Below are 22250 nucleotides of genomic sequence, written 5' to 3'. Positions count from 1 at the left end.
TTACACCCCCCACAGCACAACGAAGCCGGTCATCAGGTAGACAAACAGCACCACTACCAAGGCAAATTGCAGCGCACCGCGCAGCCCCACCGGCTTGATATAGTCGGTCAGCACCTGCCACAGACCGATCCAGGCGTGGATCAAGACGCACAGCAGGGTCAGCAGGGTGAATACCTTGGTGAAGGTTTTGGCGAAGAAGCCGGTCCACACCTCGTAGCTGATGTCATTGAACGCGACAAAGCCAACCAGATAGAGGACGTAAGCCGTCATGATGAGGGCGGTGGCGCGGATCAGGATGTAATCATGAACACCGCTGCGCCCGAATGTTGCAGAATTGGTTACCATACCAGTACTCCCGCCAATACCGCCAAAACCGCGGTGATCACGAAGGCCACACGGGCACTCTGATTACCGGATTCCAGCTCTTCCCAATAGCCCATGTCCATGACCAGATGACGCAGACCGCCCACAATGTGGTAAGCCAGCGCAGTCAGGATCCCCCACAACACGAATTTGACCAGGAAGTTGTCCATGATGGACACCACGGTTTCAAATCCTTCGGGAGAGGCGAGTGAAGTACCAAGCATCCACAGCAAGATAGAGAGCGCCACAAAGGTGATCACCCCTGAGACACGATGCAAGATGGAAGCAATGGCGGTGACAGGAAAGCTGATCGTCTGTAGGTCGAGGTTTACAGGTCTCTGTTTATTTTTCACGGCTTTGCCCACTCAGCTCCATTGAGCACGTTAGTTATTGTTTTTACACGCTTATGAGGGCACGGAGTGGCATTTGTTAGGTTTTTGTTACCAAAACAACTCAAAAAAGCCAAAAACAACATTTTCAATATCGCATCCGACTTTGCGCAAGCGTTTCAAACACCGACAGCCATCACCCACGAGGCGCAGTATATCGGCGGGCTTAACCAATGACAATCAATTAGCTACAAAGAAAACCCAAAACCGTAAACCAGATCTCACAACTCATTTAACAACTCATTAATGATCATCCAGAAAAATTGACAGCGCCCCTGAACTCTGTTTCAAATAAGGCGCTCCAGCCGCCCTGGTACGGGTCAGAACCTTTGCCAGCGTCATCAAACTCGTAATAAAGTAGAGCTGGAATCAAATTATAAAAGAGCAAAGGAGACGTGCTATGGCTGATAAGATAGCCACCCTACATCTGCCCGGTAAAGACCCGGTAGAACTACCGATCCTGTCAGGGACTGTCGGACCCGACGTGATCGACGTCAGAAAATTGGGCGCGCAAGGGTACTTCACCTTTGACCCCGGTTTTATGGCCACCGGTGCTTGTAAATCATCCATTACCTATATCGATGGCGATCAGGGTGTCTTGCTGCACCGTGGTTACCCCATCGCCCAGTTGGCCACCCAGGCCAGCTACCTCGAAGTCTGCTATATCCTGCTGTACGGCGAGGCGCCCACCAAGGCGCAGTACACAGAGTTTGAACGTCTGGTCACCCGCCATACCATGGTGCACGAGCAGATCGCCTTCTTCTTCCGCGGCTTCCGTCGTGACTCCCACCCCATGGCAATCATGTGTGGCGTGGTCAGTGCGCTGTCCGCCTTCTATCACGATGCGCTCGACATCAACAACGAAGAGCACCGCGAGATCTGTGCCTTCCGTCTGCTCTCCAAGATGCCGACCCTGGCCGCCATGTGCTACAAGTACTCCATCGGTCAGCCGTTCATGCAGCCGCGCAACGCCCTCTCCTATGCCGGCAACTTCCTGCACATGATGTTTGGCGTGCCGACCGAAGAGTACAAGGTCAACCCCATAGTCGAACGCGCCATGGACCGCATCTTCACCCTGCATGCGGATCACGAGCAGAACGCCTCCACCTCCACAGTGCGTCTGGCCGGCTCCTCCGGTGCCAACCCGTTTGCCTGCATCGCCGCCGGGATCGCCTCCCTGTGGGGACCGGCTCATGGCGGTGCCAACGAAGCCTGCCTCAAGATGCTCGAAGAGATAGGCTCAGTGGAGCGTATCCCCGAGTTCATCGGCCGCGCCAAGGACAAGAACGATCCCTTCCGTCTGATGGGCTTCGGTCACCGGGTCTACAAGAACCACGATCCCCGTGCCACCGTGATGCGCGAAACCTGCCACGAGGTACTGACCGAGTTGCAGATCAAGGATCCGCTGCTGGACGTGGCCATGGAGCTGGAGCGCATCGCGCTGTCGGACCCCTACTTCATCGAGAAGAAGCTCTACCCGAACGTGGACTTCTACTCCGGCATCATCATGAAGGCCATCGGCATCCCCATGTCCATGTTCACCGTGATCTTCGCCATCTCCCGCACCATCGGCTGGATTGCCCACTGGAACGAGATGCACTCGGACCCGGATCAGAAGATCGGCCGTCCGCGTCAGCTCTACACCGGCCTGGCCCAACGGGAATTCACCCCGCTCGATCAGCGTTGATGCGCTGAGTCGACATGGTTTGTTACCAAGGCGGTCATTGACCGCCTTTTTATTTGCCGCTCTAATGCCCCCTTTCGATCAGAAGGAGTCCATCATGAGACCATTGTTCATCAGCGCCGCCCTGCTGCTCAGCGCCTGTCAGAGCGCCCCCACGCCAACCACAGGCGAGACCCTCTACATCAACAGCCAGCTGGTACACTGCGTCGGTGTCGGCCCCATGCAGTGCATGCAGGTTCGCAGCGACGAGCAGCAAGCCTGGACTCTCTTTTATCAGCAGATAGAAGGCTTTCAGTTTGAACCCGGCTACCAGTACCAGCTGACCGTCAGCAAGGAGCAACTCACCGACGTGCCGGCGGATGCCCCTTCCCTGCGTTATCGCCTGATCAAGCTGGTCAGCAAGCAGGCTGCTCGTTAAGACGCCCGCCATAACGGGCATCGTTTGGAAATGATTGTTCAGTTCATGGCCGCATTCTGGTACGCTGGCTGACGCACACATTATTTAATCAGCGTACCCAGGCAGCGATGCCCATGACTATGATCCAGATCCGCACTACCCGGGCCAATGACTGGCCCACCATCATGGCCATTCAGGATGAGTGTTATCACCAGCTGGATCCTGAACCCCTCGAGGTCATGAGCAACAAGGCCGAACTGGCCCCCGACTGCTGTTGGGTGGCCGAATATCAGGGCAAGGTACTGGGTTACCTGCTATGCCATCCCTGGCGTGCCCACCAGCCCCCCTCCCTCTCGGTACCCATGCAGACACTGGCGGGGAACGACGAGTTCTATCTGCACGATCTGGCCGTGTCAGCGCAGGCGCGCGGCAAGGGTATTGGCCAGCGGTTGCTGGAGACAGCCCTCGCCTTTGCCAGTGATGAGGGTTACGAGCATGCCGGACTGGTGGCGGTGCAGGATGCCCCGGCCTTCTGGCGCAAGCAGGGCTTTGTACCCGCCAGGACCCCAAAATCGTTGGACGAGTACGGTGAGGGCGCCGTCTATATGCGGTTGCCCTTGACCGGCCCCGCCTGAGGGTCGCCCGATTGCCAATAAAAAAGGCGCCTTGCGGCGCCGTTTTTCACATCATCGACTCATCAAGCTTTGAACTTGCTGAATACCAGGGAGGCGTTGGTACCGCCAAAGCCGAAGCTGTTGGACATGATGGTATTGAGATCGGCCGCTTCGTACTCGCGTACTATGGGCAGACCTTCAGCCTTCTCGTCCAGGGTCTCGATGTTGATGCTGGGAGCGATAAAGCCATGCTCCATCATCAGCAGGGAGTAGACAGCTTCATGCACGCCGGCAGCGCCCAGGGCATGACCCGTCATCGCCTTGGTGGCAGAGATCTTGGGACCCTTGGTGCCAAACAGAGTCTGGATGGCTTCCAGCTCCTTGGTGTCACCGACCGGGGTAGAGGTGCCGTGGGTGTTGATGTAATCCACCTTGCCAACACCCTGCATCGCCATCTTCATGCAACGCACGGCGCCTTCACCGCTCGGGGCGACCATGTCGTAGCCATCGGAGGTGGCACCGTAACCGGTCAGCTCGGCATAGATGTGAGCACCACGGGCCAGAGCATGTTCCAGCTCCTCGACCACCAGGATGCCGCCGCCACCTGAGATGACGAAACCATCGCGGTCGGCGTCATAGGTACGGGACGCTTTTTCCGGGGTGTCGTTGTACTTGGTGGATAGGGCGCCCATGGCGTCGAACTGTATGGTGGAGGACCAGTCCAGCTCTTCACCGCCGCCGGCGAAGACCACGTCCTGCTTGCCCAGCTGGATCAGTTCCATGGCGTGACCGATGCAGTGAGCAGAGGTGGCGCAAGCGGAACTGATGGAGTAGTTCACACCCTTGATCTTGAACGGCGTGGCCAGGCAAGCGGAGGTGGTGGAAGACATGGTGCGCGGCACCATGTAAGGGCCAACCCGCTTGACGCCTTTCTCGCGGGCAATGTCGCAAGACTCGGAGGTGTTCTTGCCGGAGGCACCACCGGAACCGACCACCAGGCCGGTACGCTCGTTGGAGACCTGATCTTCCGGCAGACCGGCATCTTCGATGGCCTGTTGCATGGAGAGATAGGCATAGGCCGCAGCGTCACCCATGAAACGCATGACTTTACGGTCGATCAGTTCAGACGGCTCGAGTTTGATGTTACCCCAGACACGGCTGCGCAGGTTGTGCTGCTCGAACTGCTCGGAATAGGTGATGCCGGATTTACCTGCTTTCAGGGAGGCCAGCACTTCTTCCTTGTTGTTGCCGATACTGGAGATGACGCCGATACCGGTGATCACTGCTCTTCTCATTAATTCATCTCGTCTGGAAAAACTGGCGCCAAGTCTACCCGCTTTTGGCTGCCAAACTGGTCTGCTTTCACGTAGAATGCCCGCGTTCTTATGACGCGAGCAGAGGAAAACGTGAGTCAAACATCCTTACATCATGCCCGATTGGACTGGAATGAAGCGGGAACTCCAGTCTCCAGTGACTTTGGGGATGTGTACTTTTCCAATGATAACGGTCTAAGTGAAACCCGCTACGTCTTTTTGCAGCAAAATCGGTTGCCAGCGCGATTTTCGCACCACGATAGTGACAGTTTCGTGATAGGTGAAACAGGTTTCGGCACAGGCCTTAACTTTCTGGCGACAATGGCCGCCTTCCTGGAACAGGCGCCCCAAACCGGCAACGGTGCCCGCCTGCACTTCATCAGCTTCGAGAAATACCCCCTCACCCAGCGCGATCTGAGCAAGGCGCTGGCGGCCTGGCCCGAGCTTGCTCCCTTGAGCCAGGATCTCATCGCCCAGTGGCCGCTGCCGGTCCAGGGCTGCCATCGCCTGCAGTTTGCCAAGGGCCGCATCCGGCTCGATCTCTGGTTTGGCGACATCAAGGAGATGTTGCCGCAAGTCCCCCATCGGGAGGGCGGGCTGGTGGATGCCTGGTATCTGGATGGCTTCTCCCCCGCCAAGAACCCCGAGATGTGGACGCAAGACTTGTTCGATGGCCTGGCCCGTCTCGCTCGCCCCGACGCCTCTATTGCCACCTTTACCTGCGCCGGCTTCGTGCGCCGGGGCCTGATTGCCGCCGGCTTTGCCATGAAAAAGGTCAAGGGCCACGGCAGCAAGCGGGAGATGCTGATAGGGGATCGCACCGACAAGCAACCGGTGCAGACCATAGCCCCCTGGTATGCCCGCCCCGCAAGCCCGGACGGCGAGGTGCTGATCATAGGTGGCGGCATCGCCTCGGCCATGACGGCGCTCTCGCTGGTGGAGCGGGGCCGCAGGGTGACGCTCCTGTGCGAAGGCCACGAGCCCGCCACCGGTGCCTCCGGCAACCGGCAGGGCGCCCTCTATCCCTTGCTCAATGGCGAGCACGATGCGCTGTCGCGCTTCTATTCGCTGGCCTTTGGCTATGCACGCCAGCGGCTGCTGGCCCTGGCCGAGCGCCACCCCATCGCCTTCGATCTGTGCGGCGTGGTGCAGCTGGGCTATGACGATAAATCCAGCGCCAAGCTGGCCAAGATGGGTCAGGGCCCCTTCCCCCCCGAGCTGATGCACTCCCTTTCGGCCACAGAGGCCGAACGGATCGCGGGCCTGCCCAGCGGCCATGGCGGCGTCAGCTATCCGCTGGGGGGCTGGCTCTGTCCGGCCGATCTCACCCGCGCGGCCATCAGGGAGGCGCAGGCCAGCGGCCTGCTGCAGGTGGAATATGACGCCCCCATCACGACGATCGATGAGCGAGCGGATGGCTGGCGGGTGGAGAGCGACACCGGCCGCCACTGGCAGGCTCCCATTCTGGTGGTGGCAGCCGGTCACCAGCTGCCCGCCCTGCTGCCCTTTGCCGAACTGCCGCTCTATCCGGTGCGCGGCCAGGTGAGCCATGTGCCGACCACGGCCAGTTTGAGCCGGCTCAAGACGGTGCTCTGTTACGACGGCTACCTCACGCCCGCGCACAACCACCAACACTGCATCGGCGCCAGCTACGGCCGCAACCAGAACAGCCTCGAGTTTCGCGCAGAAGAACAGCAGCAGAACCAGGCCAGGCTGCAAGCCTGCCTGCCGGATCAGAGCTGGCCAGCCGAAGTGGATATCAGTGGCAATGAGGCGCGGGTGGGTGTGCGTTGCGCCAGTCGGGATCACCTGCCGGTGGTGGGGCCAATCGCCAGATTGACAAACCTGGCGGATCACTACGCCCAGCTTCAGCGTGATCAGCAAAACGCAGCACCACTGCCGCTGCACCCCGGCCTCTATGTGCTGGGGGCGCTCGGCTCACGGGGCCTCTGCTCGGCACCGCTATGTGGTGAGCTGCTAGCCAGCGAGATCTGTGGCGATCCACTACCGCTATCTGCCGATCTGCTGGAGGCGCTCCATCCGGCGCGCTACTGGGTGCGCAAGCTGCTCAAGGGCAAACCCCTCAACTGACCGCCAGCCCCGGTTGGCAGATCCAGTCCAATAAAAACGGGCTCCCTGATGGGAGCCCGTTTTTATCTCAGTCAACAGCGACCGATGCGCTAGATGCCCTTGGGCCAGATCAGCCCCAATTTGCGGCCGTGATCCGTCTGCTGCTGCAACCGGGTGAAACGCTCGCGCGAGCTGGCCAGCACCCCCTGCCCCTGTTGCCAGGCCTGATATTGCAGGGCGGCGCAATCGCGCTCCACCGGCAATTGTGCCAGCTGGATGCCAAGCTGGCTGACGCTTTCCAGCAAGATGTCCTTGTGACGGCTCTCATAGTCGAACATGGCGGCCACCAGCTTGTCCCACTTCTGGCGCTCGGCGGCGGAGGCCCTGGCCTTGTCCATCCAGTTCGGCACCATCACCTTGATCCGGGTGGTGACCCTCACCTGCTCCAGCGCACAGCGGTCGGCCTCGGGGCGGGTCTGCAACTGCCAGGAAAGTTGGTAGCTGGCCATGCCGATATGGCCTCTGGCCTGGGTTTGTCCCTGCTTTGCTATCTGGCGGGCCACGCTGACCACATCCGGTCCAAAAACCCGGTAAAACTGGAAATCAACCTTGATGTCAGGCGCGACCTTGATGCCGGCATAACGGGAACTTTCGGCCCCTGCCGCGGCGGCATACAACAAGGCTGCCACCATGAAAACTTTGCTGACCATTCCCATTTCTGCTGCCTTGACCTCGTTGATGACCGGGGTGTTATTTTAATTAATAATCAACGTATTAATACTCGAAGCAGGAGATTAACCGCGATCCCCGCGACTGTCACCTACTCCCGTCACAAAGCCTAAGTGTCAGGTTGACAAGTCGCAACCCCGCGCCTTCATTGATTTGCAAGCAAGATCACAAGTGATGATGGACATCATGGTGGCTTACCCCTTATTGGATAATAATCACCGAGTTTTATGTCGATACAGTTCGGGATTGGCCAGATTAACCTCCAAGTTGACGCCAAAAATGTATCCACCTTCATTTCGTACTCAGGAACTCACTCTATGATGGAACTCCTTATTGGCACCCTGGTCACCCTGGCCGTGGGTCGCTACATCTTCAAGGGCTACTCGGCCACCGGGGTGCTGCTCAGCGGCGGTCTGCTGCTGCTGACCATTACCGCCCTGATGGGCAAGGCGGTACTGCCTGCCAGCGTCATCTCCACCGGTCATGTGGCCACCGACGTCTTTGAATATGTGCGCTTCCTGCTGGTGGATCGTGGCGGTGGCCTTGGCATGCTGATCATGGTGTTGTGCGGCTTCGCCGGCTACATGAGCCACATAGGCGCCAACACCATCTTGGTGAAGCTGGCCAGCAAACCGCTCGGCATCATCAAGTCCCCCTACATACTGCTGGTCGCCGCCTATCTGGTGGCCTGCGCTATGTCGCTGGCGGTGAGCTCCGCCACCGGCCTCGGCGTCCTGCTGATGGCCACCCTGTTCCCGCTGATGGTCAACATGGGGATCTCCCGTGGCGCGGCGGCGGCGGTGTGCGCCTCTCCGGCCGCCATCATACTAGCGCCCACCTCCGGGGATGTGGTGATGGCCGCCCAAGCCGCCAACATGGAGCTGCTCGACTTTGCCTTCAAGCTGACCCTGCCCATCTCGCTGGTGGCCATCGCCGCCATGGCGGTGACCCACTTCTTCTGGCAGCGCTATCTGGATCAGAAATCGGGCGAGCACAACGAGCCTGTCGCCCCGAGCGATCTCATCACCGATGCCCCCGGCTTCTACGCCATACTGCCGTTCACCCCCATCATAGGCGTGCTGCTGTTTGACGGAAAACTGGGTCCCAAGCTCGACATAGTGACCATCATCGTCATCTGTCTGGTGCTGGCCGCCCTGCTGGAACTGGTGCGCAAACGCAATGGCAAAGAGCTGCTCGACGGTCTGCAGGTGTGCTGGCGCAGCATGGCTGACGCCTTCGCCGGCGTGGTCATGCTGCTGGTGGGTGCTGGTGTGTTTGCCCAGGGTTTGATGGGGCTCGGCTTCATCGCAAACCTCCTGGATCTGGCCCAGAGCTTTGGCACAGGCGGCATCGTCATCATGCTGGTACTGGTGGTCATCACCACACTGGCGGCCTTTACCACGGGTTCCGGCAACGCCCCCTTCTACGCCTTCGTGGAGCTTATTCCCCATCTTGCCACCAGTCTGGGCGTCAATCCCGCCTACCTGGTCATCCCCATGCTGCAGGCCTCCAACCTGGGTCGCACTATATCCCCTGTCTCCGGCGTGGTGGTCGCCTGTGCGGGCATGGGCAACCTCTCCCCGTTCGAGGTGGTAAAGCGCACCTCGGTGCCGGTCGCCGTCGGCCTGGTGGTGGTGATCCTCGCCACCCAGATCATGGTCCCCGCCTGACATTCGGCCTGCACCAGCGCGGGACCTGACCCAGGGCCCCACCTGATTTGGCGATTGTCTCACCAGCCCGGCGTCCTGCCGGGCTGGTATCTTCCCCCGAGCTTGGAGTAGACTCTGTGCTCTTTTTTCTCTAAGGAGGACCGAGATGAGTATTACGGTTCAACTTGCCCATTTCAGTGACTGCCACTCCCATTTCGATGGCGCCCCCATGCGCTTCTCCCCCGTTGGCGAGTCCGAGTGGCGCACTCAGTGTGGCGGCTATGCCCGCATCCTTTCCCGGCTCACCGCCCTGCGCCAGCAGGCAGACGCGGCGGGTCAGACCTGCCTGTTCCTGCACGGCGGTGACACCTTCCAGGGTTCGCTCTATTTCAACCGATTCAAGGGACGCGCCAACGCAGATCTGCTGAGCCTGCTGCGACCGGATGCCATGGTGATCGGCAATCACGAGTTCGATCTGGGCAACGGTCCTCTGGTGGAGTTTTTGCGCCAGCTCGACTTCCCTGTGCTGGCAGCCAACCTGGACAGCAGTCAGGAACCGGCCGATGCCCCGTTGCGGCTGAGGGGTCTGCCCATGCTGCATGATGCCAGCCGCCCCTGGCACAAGCGCATCATAGACGGCGTACCCTTCGCCCTGCTCGGCATCACGCTGCCGCAGATGGCCGCCATCGCCAACCCGGATGCCTATACCCATTTTCACGGCATAGAGGAGACCCTGGTTGCTGCGCTGGCGGAGATCAAGGCCGAAGGCATTCACCACATCATCTTGCTGAGCCACCTGGGGCTGGAGCAGGACAAGCGTCTGGCGGCCCGCTTTCCCGAACTCAGCCTCATCATAGGCGGCCACACCCACAGTCAGCTGGGGGATCTGGCGCCGCTCGGGCTCGAGAGCGACGGCAGCTATCCGCTGATGGTGAACGAGGTGGCGATATTGCACGCGGCCCACAGCGCGCTCTGCCTCGGGGTGTGCGAGCTAGAATTTGACGCCCGTGGCCGGGTGCGACGCAGTCAGGGCCGGCTGGAGTGGTTGCCCTGGCAACCCTGGCCGTTTGCCTCTGTGCCGCCGGCCGGACTGCACTTCTGCGAACCGGCTCCCGCACTGGAGCTGCATCTGGCCAAGCGCTACCGGCCCGAGCTCGAGACCATGACCCAGCGCATCGTGACCCGGCTCGCCGGGCCGCTGCACCATCAGCGCCTGCCCGATGCCAATTTGCCCGCCGGCAGCCAGGTTGCCCCCCTGGTGGCCCACGCCATGCTGACCGGCGCTCGCGAGCAGGTCGGTCAGGTGGATTTCGCCCTGCACAACGCCGGGGGCGTGCGCTGCTCCCTCGAACCCGGCCCCTTGAGCGAGGCGGACATCGCCGGTCGCCTGCTGCCCTTTGCCATTCCGCTCACCCTCTATCGGGTGCATGGCCATGAACTGGCCGAGGCGCTGGAGGGGGCCATCGACAACGCCACCAACAACGGCGTGACGGGCAACGGCAGCGGCAGCTTTCCTTATACTGCCGGGGTCCGTTTCAGCTACCAGGCAGACAAGCCCAAGGGGGCCAGGATCACCCGGCTGGAGTGGGAGGCGAGCCCAGGTCAGTGGCAGCCGGTCGAGGCAGATGCCATCTATCGTGGCGTCTCAAGCGCCTATACCGCCTCCGGCAAGGAGGGCTACACGGCGCTGGCCCGCACCCTGACCCAGCACAATCAGGAGCTCGGCATCACGCTGGCGGATGCCTTCATCCGCTGGGCCCGCTCTCTGCCCGAGCTGAGTGTCATGCCGCCGCTGCTGGCGTATCAGGGCCCTGGCGTCGTGTCTTGACCCCTGGGGACTCAGGCCACAGCGTCTGCCACGTTAGTCATGAAAAAGTGCCGCTTTCTTGCCAGAAGGCGGCACTTTTGCAAATTATTTCAAGCACATCTCCCTCGCCCATTGCATAGCGCAGTCAGGCTCGGCAAGATAGGCCCGCTTTCGAGACTTCCCAGCAGGAACAGGTCACCCATGAATCATGCCATCCGTTTTACCCCTCCTCGTGTCAATCCGGGCCTGCGGCCCTTGGTGATCCTGCTCACCGGCCTGCTGGCCTTGCTGTTCTGCCTGCGCAACCCGCTGTTTCATGGCATGGCTCCCGGCTTCGATGCGTCCTTGTTCGCTGTGATGGGCAAGATGTGGAGTGAGGGGGGCGTGCTCTATCGGGACATGATCGACATCAAGGGCCCCATGATCTTCGCCCTCGATGCACTCGGCTACAACCTGGCTGGCTTCTTCGGGATCTGGCTGCTGGAGTGGGCGCTCTGCTGGCTCGGTCTGCTGGCCAGCTGGCAGGCATTCGGCCAGCTCGGCCTCTCCCTGCGCACCCGCCTCGGCACCATGCTGGCGGTGCTGGCGCTCTACAGCACCCGTTATTACTACGGCAACATGACCGAGGACTGGACCTTCCATCTGGCCCTCCTCGCCCAGTGGGCCTTCATCACCATGCTGCTGGACAAGCGCTTCAGCTGGGGACCGGCTCTGGTGGCGGCGCTGACCTTCGCCATCGTGGCCTGGATGCGCACCAACAACGGCGCTTTCTGGGGCGCCTGGTATCTGGTGCTGTTCTGCCACTGGTGCCTGCGCGAGCAGTGGCGCTGCGCCTTCGCCCTGCTCTTCTCCAGCCTGCTGGGTCTGGCCCTGATAGGCGGCCCCCTGCTCGCCTACTTCCAGCACCACAGCCTGCTGGCCGAATTCAAATATTACGCCTTCGACATCTTCTTCGAGGGCAGCTACGGCAACGGCTTCTCGCCGGATGTGGGCAGCGTCGGCCTGCTGCGTACCGGCCTCATCATGCTGCTGCCCGCCTTCATCGCACTCATGATGGGCCGGCGGCAGGAGTGGTATCTGCCCGCTCTGTGCGCCACCCTGTTCGGCGTGGTGTTTACCTTGGTCGCCAACTCCGTCTCCGGCCATGTGTTCGATCACTACGACGTGCTCTATCTGCCGCTGGCCCTGCTGCCGCTCGCCTGCCTGCTGGATCGCAGCGAACAGCAGGCCGATGGCCTCGGCCTGCTCTGCATCTCGCTGGTGGTACTGACCGCCAGCTGGCTGCTGGCCCAGCAGCTCGGTTACGGCTGGAGCACCAAGGAGTGGTCGCTGGAACGGGTGCGGGAAGTGCTCGGCAACAGCCTGCTGTGGGCCCTGCCCGTGCTGATCCTGGTGCCCCTGTGGCGCGCCTGGGATGTGCGCAGTGCCACCCCCTGGCTCGCCTCGCTGGCCATGCTGGCCCTGCTGCTCAACAACGCCTGGGAAGGCAGCCTGAAGGGCAGGCCGTTCAACCCGCCGGCCCAGGTACGGGTCGATCGGATCAAGGCCGAAACCGGCCCGACCGACAAGATCTGGGTCGATGGCATACAGCCGCAATATTATCTGTGGACCGATCGCCAGCCGGCCTCCGCCTATCTCTTCTTTGCCAACGTCAATCCGCCCTACGACGTGCGTGAACGTGTGCTGGCCGACATCAAGCGCCAGAGTCCCAAGTTCATCATCGCCAAGCCGGAACGGATTGCCGACGAGCTGAAAAAACCGAGCTCCCCTTCCAGCCTCGCCTTCTATCAATATCTGGTGAGCCAGTATGAAGAGGTGGACCCGGGTCTCTATCGCAGGCGCTGATCCCGCACCATCGCCAGCCAGGGCCGTCATTGATCACAGTGACGGCCCTTTTGTTTGGACGAACACACGCAGGGAAAGGAGCAAGCCCTACCCAAGCCGAGACAGGATGACTACAATGGCGCTCTTTTTTGATGTGACGAGTGACAAACCATGGTGGAACTGACCTATCTCGGGGGCTACCCGGACCCGCTCAAGGCCCAGGTACAACAGCTGATCGCGGCCGGCAAGCTGGGCGACATGCTGGAGAAACGCTACCCGGACAGCCACCTGATCCAGAGTGACAAGGCGCTGCTGGGTTACACCATGGAGTTGAAGAACCGCTATCTGAAAAGCTCGGCGCCGCTCTCCAAAGTGATCTTCGATGGCAAGATCAACGTGATCAAGGATGCCCTCGGCCTGCATACCTATGTCAGCCGGGTGCAGGGCAGCAAGCTCAAGGCCAAGAACGAGATCCGCATCGCCGCCCTGTTCAAGGAGGCTCACCCCGCCTTCCTGAAGATGATAGTGGTGCACGAGCTGGCCCACCTGAAGGAGAAGGATCACAACAAGGCCTTCTACCAGCTCTGTCAGCACATGGAGCCGGACTATCATCAACTGGAGTTTGATCTCAGGCTCTGGCTCACCTGGCGCGATCTCGAGCGTGCCGCACGCTGACCAACTGCCGTTTCAAGGAGGAAACATGATCCCGTTGCGCCATCCGCTGCTGCCCCGTGCCCGCACACTCAAGGGCTGCTTGATGGGCGTGTGGAGCCTGGTGATGCTGCTCCCGTCGCTTCCCCTGCACGCCGCCGAACGCTGGCAGAGCGATGCCTATCTGACTCAGAGCTTCTTCGAAGTCGCCATGAAACGGGAATATGGCCACGAGCAGGGGGTACGCTTCTCCCGCTGGCAGCAACCCATCCGTCTCAGGCTCATCAACGAATTTGGCGACAAGCCGCTGCAGGCCGAGGTGGTCAAGATCCAGAGCCAGCATCTGGCCAGCATCATAGGCCGTCCCATCACGCTGGTGAACGACAAAGCCAACATCACCCTGATCATGACCCAGCGCTCGCAGATGGCGAGCTGGGCCAGCCGCACCATGGGCCAGGATGCCTCCATCAAGACGGCGCTCAAGGAGGGGCTGTGCATGGCCAATTTCGCCACCAATGCCCGCCATGAGATAGCCCGCGCCACCATCATCATTCCGGTGGATTACAGCCGGGCCAAGGGGCGTTTTCTCGATTGCGTGGTGGAGGAACTCACCCAGGTGATGGGGCTGCCCAATGACTCGGACAAGGTGTTTCCCTCCATCTTCAACGACAACAGCATCGACAGCTTCCCGACCGGACTCGACTATGTGCTGCTCAAGCTCGCCTATCACCCCGCCCTGCAGGCCGGCATGACGGCCGCCGAGATACGCGCCGCCCTGCCCGACGCCATCAAGGCGCTACGCACCCATGGCGAGATAGCCCAGGCCGATCAGCGGGTGCAGGTCAACAGCCTCAAGCGCTGGGCCGGGTTGTAAGGCACGGGCTCCCCCTTCCTGCACGCAGTGAACAGGCCAATCCCCCGAGTGATCAGAAACGAAAAACGCAGCCCAGGGCTGCGTTTTCTCTGATCCGGATTGAGTCAGGCTGGCGCCCGCCATACACGACTCACTCGGCCGCCAGCGAGCCTCAGGAGGCGGCGTTTTCCGGCATCCAGCTGTCGGCATTCTCCCACACCTCCTGCACCATTGCCTCTGCCAGCTCCTTGTCTTCCTTGCTGGCACGGCTGACCGTCATCGCCATGGCGCCGCCCGGCGCGACCCGCACATGCAGGTCGGGGAATTTCTCGCCCAACTGCTTGAGCAACTCCTGACGCAGCGCCTCCATGGTGGTGGTAGGGATCTGATGTTTCTTGTCGATGATGATTTCCAGACGCATAGGATAAGTCTCCATGATTTATACCTGTATTTTTATACAGTAAAAATCAAAAGTAAAGGGGGACATTATCTGCTTCCCCAGAGAGGCCTTCAATCAAAGTCGCAGCGACGCGGCAGATAACCGGACTTCCCCGCTCCCTGGCGGTGCACGCCAGCCGGTTTTTCCTCTATGCCGGCCCGGCCCCCAGGTGTCATTCCAAAAATTTGTTGATATTCATTCTCAACAGGAGCATGATTTGATTGTTATAGTATAACATACCAATTCATTGAGCGAGTATCATGCGTCCCGACATACACCCCGAATACCGTCAGGTTCTGTTCCACGACCTGACCGCCAACACCTATTTTCTGGTGGGTTCCACCCTCAAGACAGATCGCACCAAATTGTGGGAAGACGGCAAGACCTATCCCTATGTGACCCTGGATGTCTCCAGCGCGTCACACCCCTTCTACACCGGCAAGCAGAAGCAGGTCAGCAAGGAAGGTCAGGTTGCCCGCTTCGGCCAGCGTTTTGGTCAGTTCTTCAACAAAGGAAAAGCGCAGTCATGAAAGTCCTCTCCTCCCTGAAATCGGCCAAGTCGCGCCACCCCGATTGCCAGATTGTCCGCCGCCGCGGCAAGCTGTTCGTGATCTGCAAGAGCAACCCCAGGTTCAAGGCTCGCCAGCGCTGAAGGCTGCCGCACCATAGACAACCCGGGCCCTCTCACGAGGACCCGGGTCTTTTTTAACCTTCATCACTCCGGCATCAGGCCAAATCTGCCGCTGTTGAAGTCATCGATGGCCTGCACTATCTCCTCCTGGCTGTTCATCACGAAGGGGCCGTGACCCACTATGGGCTCCTCGATGGGCTCACCGCTGAGCAGCAGCACCACAGCCTCGCTGTTTGCCTCGATCATGACCTGGCGCCCCGCCCTGTCCAGCACCACCATCTGCGCCTCCCGGGCGATGGCACTGCCGTTGACCTGTACGGTTCCCTTGAGCACGATGAGCGCGCCGGTCCAGCCTTCGGGCAACTCGAGTGTGCTGATGCCGCCCTGCACCAGCCGCAGATCCCAGACATGCAGCGGGCTGAAGGTACGGGCCGGGCCGCGGTGCCCCTCAAACTCCCCGGCGATGACCCGCACTGTGCCTTCGCCCTTGGCCAGCGCCACCGTTGGAATATCCCGATCGAAGATGGCCTGATAGCCGGGCGGCGTCATCTTGTGCCGGCTGGGCAGGTTCACCCACAGCTGCACCATCTCGAGCTCGCCGCCCGACTCGCTGAAGGCCGGTGCGTGAAACTCCTCGTGCAGGATGCCGGCACCGGCGGTCATCCACTGCACGTCACCCGGGCCTATCACGCCGCCCTGGCCGGTCGAATCCCGGTGCGCCACCTCCCCCTTGTAGACGATGGTCACCGTCTCGAAGCCGCGATGGGGATGCTGACCCACGCCGCGCGGCTGGCTGGTCGGCGTAAAATTGGCAGGGCCGGCATAGTCGAGCAGCAGAAAGGGGCTCAGCTGCTTGCCGTGGCTGCTGTATGAGAAGAGGGAACGAACGGGGAAGCCGTCGCCAACCCAGTGAGGGCGGGGTGCGCTGTAGACGCCGAGGATCTTTTTCATCTGTAGCTCCTGAATTATCCGGTGGATTTCATCGTTGGAGATAGCTTAGTTTCGAGACTAATCCATGAGTAGACTGCTAAATTGAGCATCAGCGTCCTATTTTTGGAACGATGAGAGCACCCTATGCAGGATCTGAACGACCTCTACTACTTCGTCCAGGCGGTGGATCACGGCGGCTTTGCCCCCGCCGGACGGGCCATCGGCATGCCGAAATCCCGGCTCAGCCGCCGCATCGCACTGCTCGAAGAGCGGCTCGGCGTGCGCCTGATCCAGCGCTCGACCCGCCAGTTTGTGGTGACCGAGCTGGGCCGCACCTATTACGAGCACTGCAAGGCGATGCTGGTGGAAGCCGAGGCGGCGCAGGCCGCCATCGAGGTGACCCGCGCCGAGCCCTGCGGCCTGATCCGCCTGAGCTGCCCCATCGCCCTGCTGCACACCCATGTCGGCCCCATGCTGGCGGATTTCATGGCGCACCATCCGCAGGTCAGCGTGCAGCTGGAGGGAACAAACCGGCGGGTGGATCTCATCGCAGAAGGAGTGGATGTGGCGATCCGGGTCAGGCCGCCGCCGCTGCAAGACAGCGAACTGGTGATACGGGTGCTGGCGGATCGCAGGCAATGCCTGGTGGCGAGCCCGGCACTCATGGCACAACATGGGTTTCCCGCCGCCCCTTCCGAGCTGAACGGCTGGCCCAGCATGGGGTTGGGCACCTTGCAGCAGAGCCATCACTGGTCGCTGTTCGGGCCGGATGATGCCCATGCCAGCATCGTCCACCAGCCCCGTTTCGTGACCACAGACATGGTGGCACTGCGCAGCGCCGCCCTGGCCGGGGTCGGCGTGGCCCAGTTGCCGCTATTGATGGTGCGGGAACAGCTGGCCACCGGTGATCTGGTGCAAGTGGTGCCCGAATGGGAGCCAAGGCCCGAGATCATCCACGCCGTCTTCCCCTCCCGCCGCGGCCTGCTCCCCTCGGTGCGGGCGCTGATCGACTATCTGGTCGAGCGCTTCGCCGCCATCGATGAGGAGTGACGGAACGGGAAGCACCGCCTCATTCCCCCGACGGCCGCACCGTTATGCGGCTGTGGTTCATGAGGCGAAACGATCAGCACCATCAAGCAAAGGCCGTCATAGCGGGGTGGCGCATTTGCGGTATTCGGTCGGGCTGACGCCAACCCGTTTCCTAAACACCCGCGAGAAGTAGAGCTGATCGTCATAGCCCACCTGCTGGCCTATGGTGGCCACCGACATGGGGGTGGTCTGCAGCAGCAGCTTGGCCCGCATGATGCGCTGATCCTCGCGCCAACGCACTATGCTCACCCCCACCTGCTCGCGAAACAGGTGCGCGAGGCGTGAGGGGGACAAAAACACCTGCTCCGCCAGCGCCTCCACCGAGATCTCGGCACAGAGCGACTCGCTCAGGACCTGGCACGCCTGGTGAACCCGGTGGTCGATGGCGGGATAGGCATCCAGGGAGGAGGCTTCGTAGCAGCGGATGAGCAGCCGCTCCAGCAGGTTCATGGCCAGCTGCTCCGACATGGGTCGCAGCTGCTGGTGGGTCTCTTCGATGTCGAGGAACAGGGCATCGAACTCGGCGAGCAACTGGCTGTCCGCCAGTTGCAGGCGCCCCACCCGCTCAGTGACCTGGGGCCACTTGAGCCAGTCTGCCCAATAGGCCCTCGGCCGGAAATAGACCCAGCGGTGATACCACTCCCGCGCATCCGGCGCCCGGCCGTAATGGTGCACGGCCGCCGGCGGGAACAGCAGCAAGTCGCCGGGCTCCACCGTGAAGGCCTGCTCCCCCTGAAAGATCTGCCCCTTGCCCCTGATGGTCAGGTTGACGATGAAGCCCTTCATGCCCAGGGGGCGGTCGATGATGAAGTCGAGCGCACTCCCCTGCTCTATGGGGGTCATGCCCGAGACCAGGAAAACATCGAAGGCGTACCCCGGCAACAGGGGGTTGAGTTGTTTCGGTTTCTCTTTTTGCATCGAGGACATGGCGGAAAACAGCGCTTGGGTAAAAAAATCGGCTTGGGCCATTGTAAAGACTCACCTTGGGAACGCGCCATCCGGCGCTCGGCGCCGTGTGAAATTGTTGAACTGGCTCACAATGGCATGGGCCGTGCGCCATGGTGTCACCGGTCATCATGGGGCAATCGGCAATCAGGCCCGCAGAATGCGGGCCCGGGCCGGTTGAAGGGAGATCAGATGCGCGCCTTGCGTACCTGCTTGTAGCGGTCGAACAGCACGGCGGCGAGCAGGATGAGACCACGCACCACGTACTGGGCGAACGGGGATATGTTGAGCAGGTTCATGGCGTTCTCCATCAGCCCCAGGATCAGTACACCGGCGATGATGTAGGAGATCTTGCCAATCCCCCCCTTCATGGAGACCCCGCCCAGCACGCAGGCGGAGATCACCACCAGCTCGAAGCCGATGGAGGTCATGGGCTGGCCCGAGGTCATGCGCGACGCGAGTATGATGCCCGCGATGGAGGCAATCAGCCCCGTCATGGTGAAGATGATGATCTTGGTGCGCACCACGTTGACCCCGGCGAGGCGCGCCGCCTCCTCGTTGCCCCCCATGGCCAGGGTGTTGCGGCCGAAGGTGGTCTTGTTGAGCAGCAGGCCGAACAGCACGAAGCAGAGCGCCGTCAGCCAGACCGGGGTCGGGATGCCGAGCAGGGCTGAGTTGCCGAGTTCGAAGAAGCCCTCTTCCACTATGCCGACCGCCTTGCCGTCCGAGATGATGTAGCCCACCCCGCGCGCCATCTGCATGGTGGCGAGTGTGGTGATGAGGGCGTTGATCTTGAATTTAGCCACCACTATGCCGTTGATGAGGCCAAACAGCACTCCCACCGACATGCCGGCCAGTATGCCGACCGTGATGCTCTCGGTGGCGTTGATGCCCACCGCGCAGGCGACGCCGGAGCAAGCCACCACAGAGCCCACCGACATGTCGAACTCGCCGGAGGCGAGGCAGAACAGCATGCCGCAGGCCACCATGCCCGACATGGAGACGGCGAGCCCGAGCCCGCGCATGTTGATCAGGCTGGCGAAGTTGGGTACCAGCACGCAGGCCAGCAGGAACAGGATGGCGAAGATCACCAGCATGCCGTATTGATCCCAGATCCGGGCCAGTTGCAGGCGGGAGCCGCTCGTCGCAGAGACGGTCGCGGCCTGACCGACTGAGGTAGTTGTTGTCATGGTATTTCTCCTGAAGTTTCCGGGTGCTATCGCGTTGCAGTCGCGAGGGATTAACGGGCCGGCATGGCCAGATTGAGCGCCTTGACCTCGTCGGCCTCATCGTGGGAGAGCTCGCCTGCGATCTCCCCCTCCCGCATGACCATGATCCGGTCCGCGATGCCCAGCACCTCAGGCAGCTCGCTCGAGACCACCACCACGGCGATACCCACCTTGGCCAGATCGTAAATCACGTTGTAAATCTCGTTTTTTGCCCCGACGTCTATGCCGCGGGTCGGCTCGTCGAGCAAGATGACCTTCATGTCTTCGGAGAGCCAGCGCCCCAGAATGGCCTTCTGCTGGTTGCCACCGGAGAGGTTCATGATGGCCTGCTGGGGAGACGGGGTCTTGACCCGCATGTCGCGGATCCTGAGCCTCGCGTTCTCATCCTCCCATTTCTGGTTGATCCAGAAGCCCCCCCACGCCTTGTGGCGGCGGGCGCTGATGTTGATGTTCTCCTGCACCGAGTGGATGGGGATGATGCCGAGGGCCTTGCGGTCTTCGGTACAGAGCATGATGCCGCTGTGAATGGCATCGATGGGGTTGCGGATGGGCACCAGCTTGCCGAACACGGCAATCTCGCCCCCACGCGCCTTCTCGGCGCCGAAGATGAGCTTCATCAGCTCGCTGCGACCGGCTCCCACCAGCCCGAAGATGCCGAGGATCTCCCCCCGTTTCACCTCAAACGAGATGGGCGCCTTGAGGCCAGGTCCCATCAGGTTCTCCACCTTGAGGCCCGCCTCGCCAAGCGACCTTGGGCTGTAGCCATAGATGTCGGTCAGCTCGCGCCCCACCATGGTCTTGACCAGCAGATCCCGGCTGACCTCGGCCATGGAGGCGAAGGTGCGCACGAACTGACCGTCCTTGAAGACTGTGATGGCGTCGCACAGGGCGAAGATCTCGTCCATCCGGTGGGAGACGTAGAGAATGACCTTGCCCTCGTCGCGCAGCTGACGGATGACTCTAAACAGCTGATCTATCTCGCGGGACGAAAGGCTGCTGGTCGGCTCGTCGAAGGCGATGACGCTGGCATCCCGGGTCAGCGCCTTGGCGATCTCCACCATCTGCCATTGCCCGAGGGACAGGTACTTGAGCGGCGTCTCGGGGGAGACATCCATGCCGAGGCGCGCCAGCTGCCTGGCCGCATCCTGATAAAGCTTCTCCCGATCGATGACCCCGCGCCGGGTCGGCAACTGACCAAGGTAGATGTTCTCGGCGATGGTCATCTCGGGGACCAGATGCAGCTCCTGATAGATGATGGCGATCCCGCTCTCCAGCGCATCGACCGTGTTTTGAAAGACCCGCTCCTGGCCGGCCAGCTTCACCACCCCGGTGGTGGGGGCCTGAAAGCCGCTAAGGATCTTGAGCAGGGTGGATTTGCCCGCGCCGTTCTCCCCCATCAGCGCGTGCACCGAGCCCTGCTGGCAGGAGAAGGAGACGTTCTGCAGCGCCTTGACGCCGGGAAACTCCTTGCTGATGCCGCAAAACTCCAGATAAGGAACCTGATTCATGTGTTCACTCCAGCCAACCGGCATGACGCCACTGCGTCATGCCGGTCTCGGTGTCAGGGTTTAAATGGCGTCAATCACAGACCTTTCTTCTGCAGCTCGACCTTGAAGTTGTCGCGGGTGATGAGCACAACATCGGTCACCTCGGTGAACTTGGCTGGCTCTGCTCCGTTGACCACCCAGTCATGGAGCATCTGGATGCTCTTGTAGCCGTGCACGTCCGGGCTTGGCAGCAGGGAGCCGAGGAAGCCGGTGGCGCTGGACTTGGAGAGCTCGTTCACCGCATCCACCCCATTGATGCCGATGCCGATGACGTTCTCGGCCTTGAAGCCCTGCCCTTCGGTGGCGCGCACGCCGCCGAGCACCGTATTGTCATTCATACCGACGATGAGCCAGTTCTTCACCTCGGGGTGTTGCACCAGCATGGAGTTGGCGGCATCCAGCGCCCCCGGAATGTCGTTGGCCTTGGTGGGTGAGCGGTAGATCTGCCCCTCGGGGAAACCGGCGGTCTTGAGCGCGCTCAAGGAGCCTTCAACCCGGCGACGGGCGGTATCGAGCTCGTCGGCGGTGATGGCCAGCACCCCGGTCGCCTTCAGGTCCCACTGACGTTTTTGCATCTCCTTGTAGAGCTCCTGGCCCTGCCGTTCACCAATCTTGGTGGCGGCCATCATCACCAGCGGCACCTGCTCCATGGGCTGGCCCTTGGCGTTGACGAACTGGTCATCCACAGTGATGACCTTCAGATCCATGCTGTTGGCCTTGGCCATGATGGCGGCCCCGAGCTTAGGGTCAGGGGTACAGATGACGAAGCCCTTGGCGCCATTGGCCGCCAGGCTGTCGATGGCATTGAGGGTCTTCTCGCCATCGGGGACGGCGATCTTTATCACCTCGAACCCGAGATCCTTGCCCGCCTTGTCGGCGAAGTTCCATTCGGTCTGGAACCAGGGCTCCTCCGGCTGCTTGACCAGATAGCCCAGCTTCAGCGCCTCGGCCGAGAAAGCAGAATTTGCCATACCAAGGGCAAACCCCATTGCGATCATGCTGTTAACGATTTTGTTCATGCGAGTGTCTCCAGGTGTTCTATCAATCCATGTATCCACGCAGTGCTGCTCCTTGAGTCAATCAAGTCACAGCCATAT

22 protein-coding genes are annotated in these 22250 nt (G+C 61.1%); 12 read left to right on the top strand and 10 right to left on the bottom strand.

The annotated features are described in order from the left end of the window. Both sdhD and sdhC read right to left on the bottom strand, forming a co-directional pair. Entirely contained in the window at nt 1-345 is a 345-nt protein-coding gene (gene sdhD / locus ACM3N8_RS17250) for a succinate dehydrogenase, hydrophobic membrane anchor protein (protein ID WP_005310895.1), read from the bottom strand. After that, nucleotides 339-728, bottom strand: coding sequence for a succinate dehydrogenase cytochrome b556 subunit (gene sdhC / locus ACM3N8_RS17245; RefSeq protein WP_011705795.1), 390 nt, complete (start codon nt 726-728; stop codon nt 339-341). Before sdhC ends, sdhD begins: the two co-directional genes overlap by 7 nt. Before the next feature lie 424 nt (nt 729-1152). Between sdhC and ACM3N8_RS17240 the strand changes: the two genes are divergently transcribed. The 3 genes from ACM3N8_RS17240 (at nt 1153) to ACM3N8_RS17230 (ending at nt 3468) form a co-directional block, all read left to right on the top strand. Further along, on the top strand, nt 1153-2439 hold the full coding sequence (locus ACM3N8_RS17240) for a citrate synthase (RefSeq protein ID WP_042872295.1): 1287 nt from the start codon (nt 1153-1155) through the stop codon (nt 2437-2439). A 94-nt stretch (nt 2440-2533) separates the two neighbouring features. Beyond that, entirely contained in the window at nt 2534-2854 is a 321-nt protein-coding gene (locus ACM3N8_RS17235; protein ID WP_290065681.1) for a DUF4377 domain-containing protein, read from the top strand. A 119-nt stretch (nt 2855-2973) separates the two neighbouring features. Beyond that, the gene (locus ACM3N8_RS17230; RefSeq protein WP_290065754.1) at nt 2974-3468 is read left to right on the top strand and encodes a GNAT family N-acetyltransferase; all 495 of its coding nucleotides are present in this window, start codon (nt 2974-2976) and stop codon (nt 3466-3468) included. A gap of 62 nt (nt 3469-3530) precedes the next feature. Here ACM3N8_RS17230 and fabB read toward each other — a convergent pair whose 3' ends face one another. After that, a complete protein-coding gene (gene fabB / locus ACM3N8_RS17225; RefSeq protein WP_043136178.1) occupies nt 3531-4742 on the bottom strand; it encodes a beta-ketoacyl-ACP synthase I in 1212 nt (403 codons plus the stop codon). 90 nt (nt 4743-4832) lie between these two features. On the opposite strand from fabB, the gene mnmC reads away from it, so the two are divergent. After that, nucleotides 4833-6851 (top strand): bifunctional tRNA (5-methylaminomethyl-2-thiouridine)(34)-methyltransferase MnmD/FAD-dependent 5-carboxymethylaminomethyl-2-thiouridine(34) oxidoreductase MnmC, encoded by a 2019-nt coding sequence (gene mnmC, locus ACM3N8_RS17220; RefSeq protein WP_416016427.1) that lies wholly within the window; start codon nt 4833-4835, stop codon nt 6849-6851. An 89-nt stretch (nt 6852-6940) separates the two neighbouring features. Here the strand turns inward: mnmC and ACM3N8_RS17215 are convergent, their stop codons facing one another. After that, a complete protein-coding gene (locus tag ACM3N8_RS17215; RefSeq protein WP_416016426.1) occupies nt 6941-7540 on the bottom strand; it encodes a DUF922 domain-containing Zn-dependent protease in 600 nt (199 codons plus the stop codon). A 336-nt stretch (nt 7541-7876) separates the two neighbouring features. Between ACM3N8_RS17215 and dcuC the strand changes: the two genes are divergently transcribed. From dcuC to ACM3N8_RS17190, 5 genes are all read left to right on the top strand, one after another. Beyond that, nucleotides 7877-9229, top strand: a complete 1353-nt coding sequence (dcuC, locus tag ACM3N8_RS17210) for an anaerobic C4-dicarboxylate transporter DcuC (RefSeq protein ID WP_416016425.1) — start codon at nt 7877-7879, stop codon at nt 9227-9229. A 145-nt stretch (nt 9230-9374) separates the two neighbouring features. Next, nucleotides 9375-11036, top strand: coding sequence for a bifunctional metallophosphatase/5'-nucleotidase (locus tag ACM3N8_RS17205; protein ID WP_416016424.1), 1662 nt, complete (start codon nt 9375-9377; stop codon nt 11034-11036). A gap of 180 nt (nt 11037-11216) precedes the next feature. Beyond that, complete coding sequence (locus tag ACM3N8_RS17200; protein ID WP_416016423.1) at nt 11217-12860, top strand: hypothetical protein; 1644 nt, start codon at nt 11217-11219, stop codon at nt 12858-12860. Between the two features lie 150 nt (nt 12861-13010). Continuing rightward, a complete protein-coding gene (locus ACM3N8_RS17195; protein ID WP_416016422.1) occupies nt 13011-13514 on the top strand; it encodes a M48 family metallopeptidase in 504 nt (167 codons plus the stop codon). Nucleotides 13515-13539: 25 nt separating this feature from the next. Next, on the top strand, nt 13540-14364 hold the full coding sequence (locus ACM3N8_RS17190) for a DUF2927 domain-containing protein (protein WP_416016421.1): 825 nt from the start codon (nt 13540-13542) through the stop codon (nt 14362-14364). Between the two features lie 151 nt (nt 14365-14515). Here the strand turns inward: ACM3N8_RS17190 and ACM3N8_RS17185 are convergent, their stop codons facing one another. Beyond that, nucleotides 14516-14764 carry a DinI family protein gene (locus tag ACM3N8_RS17185; RefSeq protein WP_021140432.1) on the bottom strand — a complete coding sequence of 83 codons (249 nt, stop codon included), beginning with the start codon at nt 14762-14764 and terminating at the stop codon, nt 14516-14518. Between the two features lie 278 nt (nt 14765-15042). Here ACM3N8_RS17185 and ACM3N8_RS17180 point away from each other — a divergent pair, with 278 nt between their 5' ends. Both ACM3N8_RS17180 and ykgO read left to right on the top strand, forming a co-directional pair. Then, nucleotides 15043-15312, top strand: a complete 270-nt coding sequence (locus ACM3N8_RS17180; RefSeq protein WP_323995103.1) for a type B 50S ribosomal protein L31 — start codon at nt 15043-15045, stop codon at nt 15310-15312. Then, the gene (ykgO, locus tag ACM3N8_RS17175; RefSeq protein WP_005300174.1) at nt 15309-15434 is read left to right on the top strand and encodes a type B 50S ribosomal protein L36; all 126 of its coding nucleotides are present in this window, start codon (nt 15309-15311) and stop codon (nt 15432-15434) included. The genes ACM3N8_RS17180 and ykgO overlap by 4 nt, the downstream gene beginning before the upstream one ends. Nucleotides 15435-15497: 63 nt before the next feature. Here ykgO and ACM3N8_RS17170 read toward each other — a convergent pair whose 3' ends face one another. Beyond that, on the bottom strand, nt 15498-16364 hold the full coding sequence (locus ACM3N8_RS17170; protein ID WP_416016420.1) for a pirin family protein: 867 nt from the start codon (nt 16362-16364) through the stop codon (nt 15498-15500). Nucleotides 16365-16487: 123 nt separating this feature from the next. Between ACM3N8_RS17170 and ACM3N8_RS17165 the strand changes: the two genes are divergently transcribed. Next, nucleotides 16488-17393: a LysR family transcriptional regulator gene (locus tag ACM3N8_RS17165; protein ID WP_416016419.1), complete on the top strand. Its 906-nt coding sequence runs from the start codon at nt 16488-16490 to the stop codon at nt 17391-17393. 96 nt (nt 17394-17489) lie between these two features. Here ACM3N8_RS17165 and araC read toward each other — a convergent pair whose 3' ends face one another. The 4 genes from araC to ACM3N8_RS17145 form a co-directional block, all read right to left on the bottom strand. After that, nucleotides 17490-18350, bottom strand: coding sequence for an arabinose operon transcriptional regulator AraC (araC, locus tag ACM3N8_RS17160; protein ID WP_416016446.1), 861 nt, complete (start codon nt 18348-18350; stop codon nt 17490-17492). Nucleotides 18351-18565: 215 nt separating this feature from the next. Then, nucleotides 18566-19567, bottom strand: coding sequence for an L-arabinose ABC transporter permease AraH (gene araH / locus ACM3N8_RS17155; RefSeq protein ID WP_416016418.1), 1002 nt, complete (start codon nt 19565-19567; stop codon nt 18566-18568). Between the two features lie 50 nt (nt 19568-19617). Further along, nucleotides 19618-21114 (bottom strand): L-arabinose ABC transporter ATP-binding protein AraG, encoded by a 1497-nt coding sequence (gene araG / locus ACM3N8_RS17150; protein WP_416016417.1) that lies wholly within the window; start codon nt 21112-21114, stop codon nt 19618-19620. A gap of 74 nt (nt 21115-21188) precedes the next feature. Next, nucleotides 21189-22172, bottom strand: a complete 984-nt coding sequence (locus tag ACM3N8_RS17145) for an arabinose ABC transporter substrate-binding protein (protein ID WP_416016416.1) — start codon at nt 22170-22172, stop codon at nt 21189-21191. Nucleotides 22173-22250 lie beyond the last annotated feature (78 nt).

The organism is Aeromonas sp. A04 (assembly GCF_047780465.1).
In the GTDB taxonomy this organism is placed as follows: domain Bacteria; phylum Pseudomonadota; class Gammaproteobacteria; order Enterobacterales; family Aeromonadaceae; genus Aeromonas; species Aeromonas bestiarum.
The sequence above is the reverse complement of the archived record's forward strand: the minus strand, read 5'-3'. Positions and strand labels throughout refer to the sequence as shown.

Coding starts and splice junctions, on each gene's coding strand:
- ACM3N8_RS17170 (WP_416016420.1), bottom strand. CDS start 16,364: ATGAAAAAGATCCTCGGCGTCTACAGCGCACCCCGCCCTCACTGGGTT.
- ACM3N8_RS17205 (WP_416016424.1), top strand. CDS start 9,375: ATGAGTATTACGGTTCAACTTGCCCATTTCAGTGACTGCCACTCCCAT.
- ACM3N8_RS17200 (WP_416016423.1), top strand. CDS start 11,217: ATGAATCATGCCATCCGTTTTACCCCTCCTCGTGTCAATCCGGGCCTG.
- sdhD (WP_005310895.1), bottom strand. CDS start 345: ATGGTAACCAATTCTGCAACATTCGGGCGCAGCGGTGTTCATGATTAC.
- ACM3N8_RS17235 (WP_290065681.1), top strand. CDS start 2,534: ATGAGACCATTGTTCATCAGCGCCGCCCTGCTGCTCAGCGCCTGTCAG.
- ACM3N8_RS17190 (WP_416016421.1), top strand. CDS start 13,540: ATGATCCCGTTGCGCCATCCGCTGCTGCCCCGTGCCCGCACACTCAAG.
- ACM3N8_RS17165 (WP_416016419.1), top strand. CDS start 16,488: ATGCAGGATCTGAACGACCTCTACTACTTCGTCCAGGCGGTGGATCAC.
- araC (WP_416016446.1), bottom strand. CDS start 18,350: ATGCAAAAAGAGAAACCGAAACAACTCAACCCCCTGTTGCCGGGGTAC.
- ykgO (WP_005300174.1), top strand. CDS start 15,309: ATGAAAGTCCTCTCCTCCCTGAAATCGGCCAAGTCGCGCCACCCCGAT.
- fabB (WP_043136178.1), bottom strand. CDS start 4,742: ATGAGAAGAGCAGTGATCACCGGTATCGGCGTCATCTCCAGTATCGGC.
- araH (WP_416016418.1), bottom strand. CDS start 19,567: ATGACAACAACTACCTCAGTCGGTCAGGCCGCGACCGTCTCTGCGACG.
- araG (WP_416016417.1), bottom strand. CDS start 21,114: ATGAATCAGGTTCCTTATCTGGAGTTTTGCGGCATCAGCAAGGAGTTT.
- ACM3N8_RS17195 (WP_416016422.1), top strand. CDS start 13,011: ATGGTGGAACTGACCTATCTCGGGGGCTACCCGGACCCGCTCAAGGCC.
- dcuC (WP_416016425.1), top strand. CDS start 7,877: ATGATGGAACTCCTTATTGGCACCCTGGTCACCCTGGCCGTGGGTCGC.
- ACM3N8_RS17180 (WP_323995103.1), top strand. CDS start 15,043: ATGCGTCCCGACATACACCCCGAATACCGTCAGGTTCTGTTCCACGAC.
- mnmC (WP_416016427.1), top strand. CDS start 4,833: ATGACGCGAGCAGAGGAAAACGTGAGTCAAACATCCTTACATCATGCC.
- ACM3N8_RS17145 (WP_416016416.1), bottom strand. CDS start 22,172: ATGAACAAAATCGTTAACAGCATGATCGCAATGGGGTTTGCCCTTGGT.
- ACM3N8_RS17230 (WP_290065754.1), top strand. CDS start 2,974: ATGATCCAGATCCGCACTACCCGGGCCAATGACTGGCCCACCATCATG.
- ACM3N8_RS17240 (WP_042872295.1), top strand. CDS start 1,153: ATGGCTGATAAGATAGCCACCCTACATCTGCCCGGTAAAGACCCGGTA.
- ACM3N8_RS17215 (WP_416016426.1), bottom strand. CDS start 7,540: ATGGTCAGCAAAGTTTTCATGGTGGCAGCCTTGTTGTATGCCGCCGCG.
- ACM3N8_RS17185 (WP_021140432.1), bottom strand. CDS start 14,764: ATGCGTCTGGAAATCATCATCGACAAGAAACATCAGATCCCTACCACC.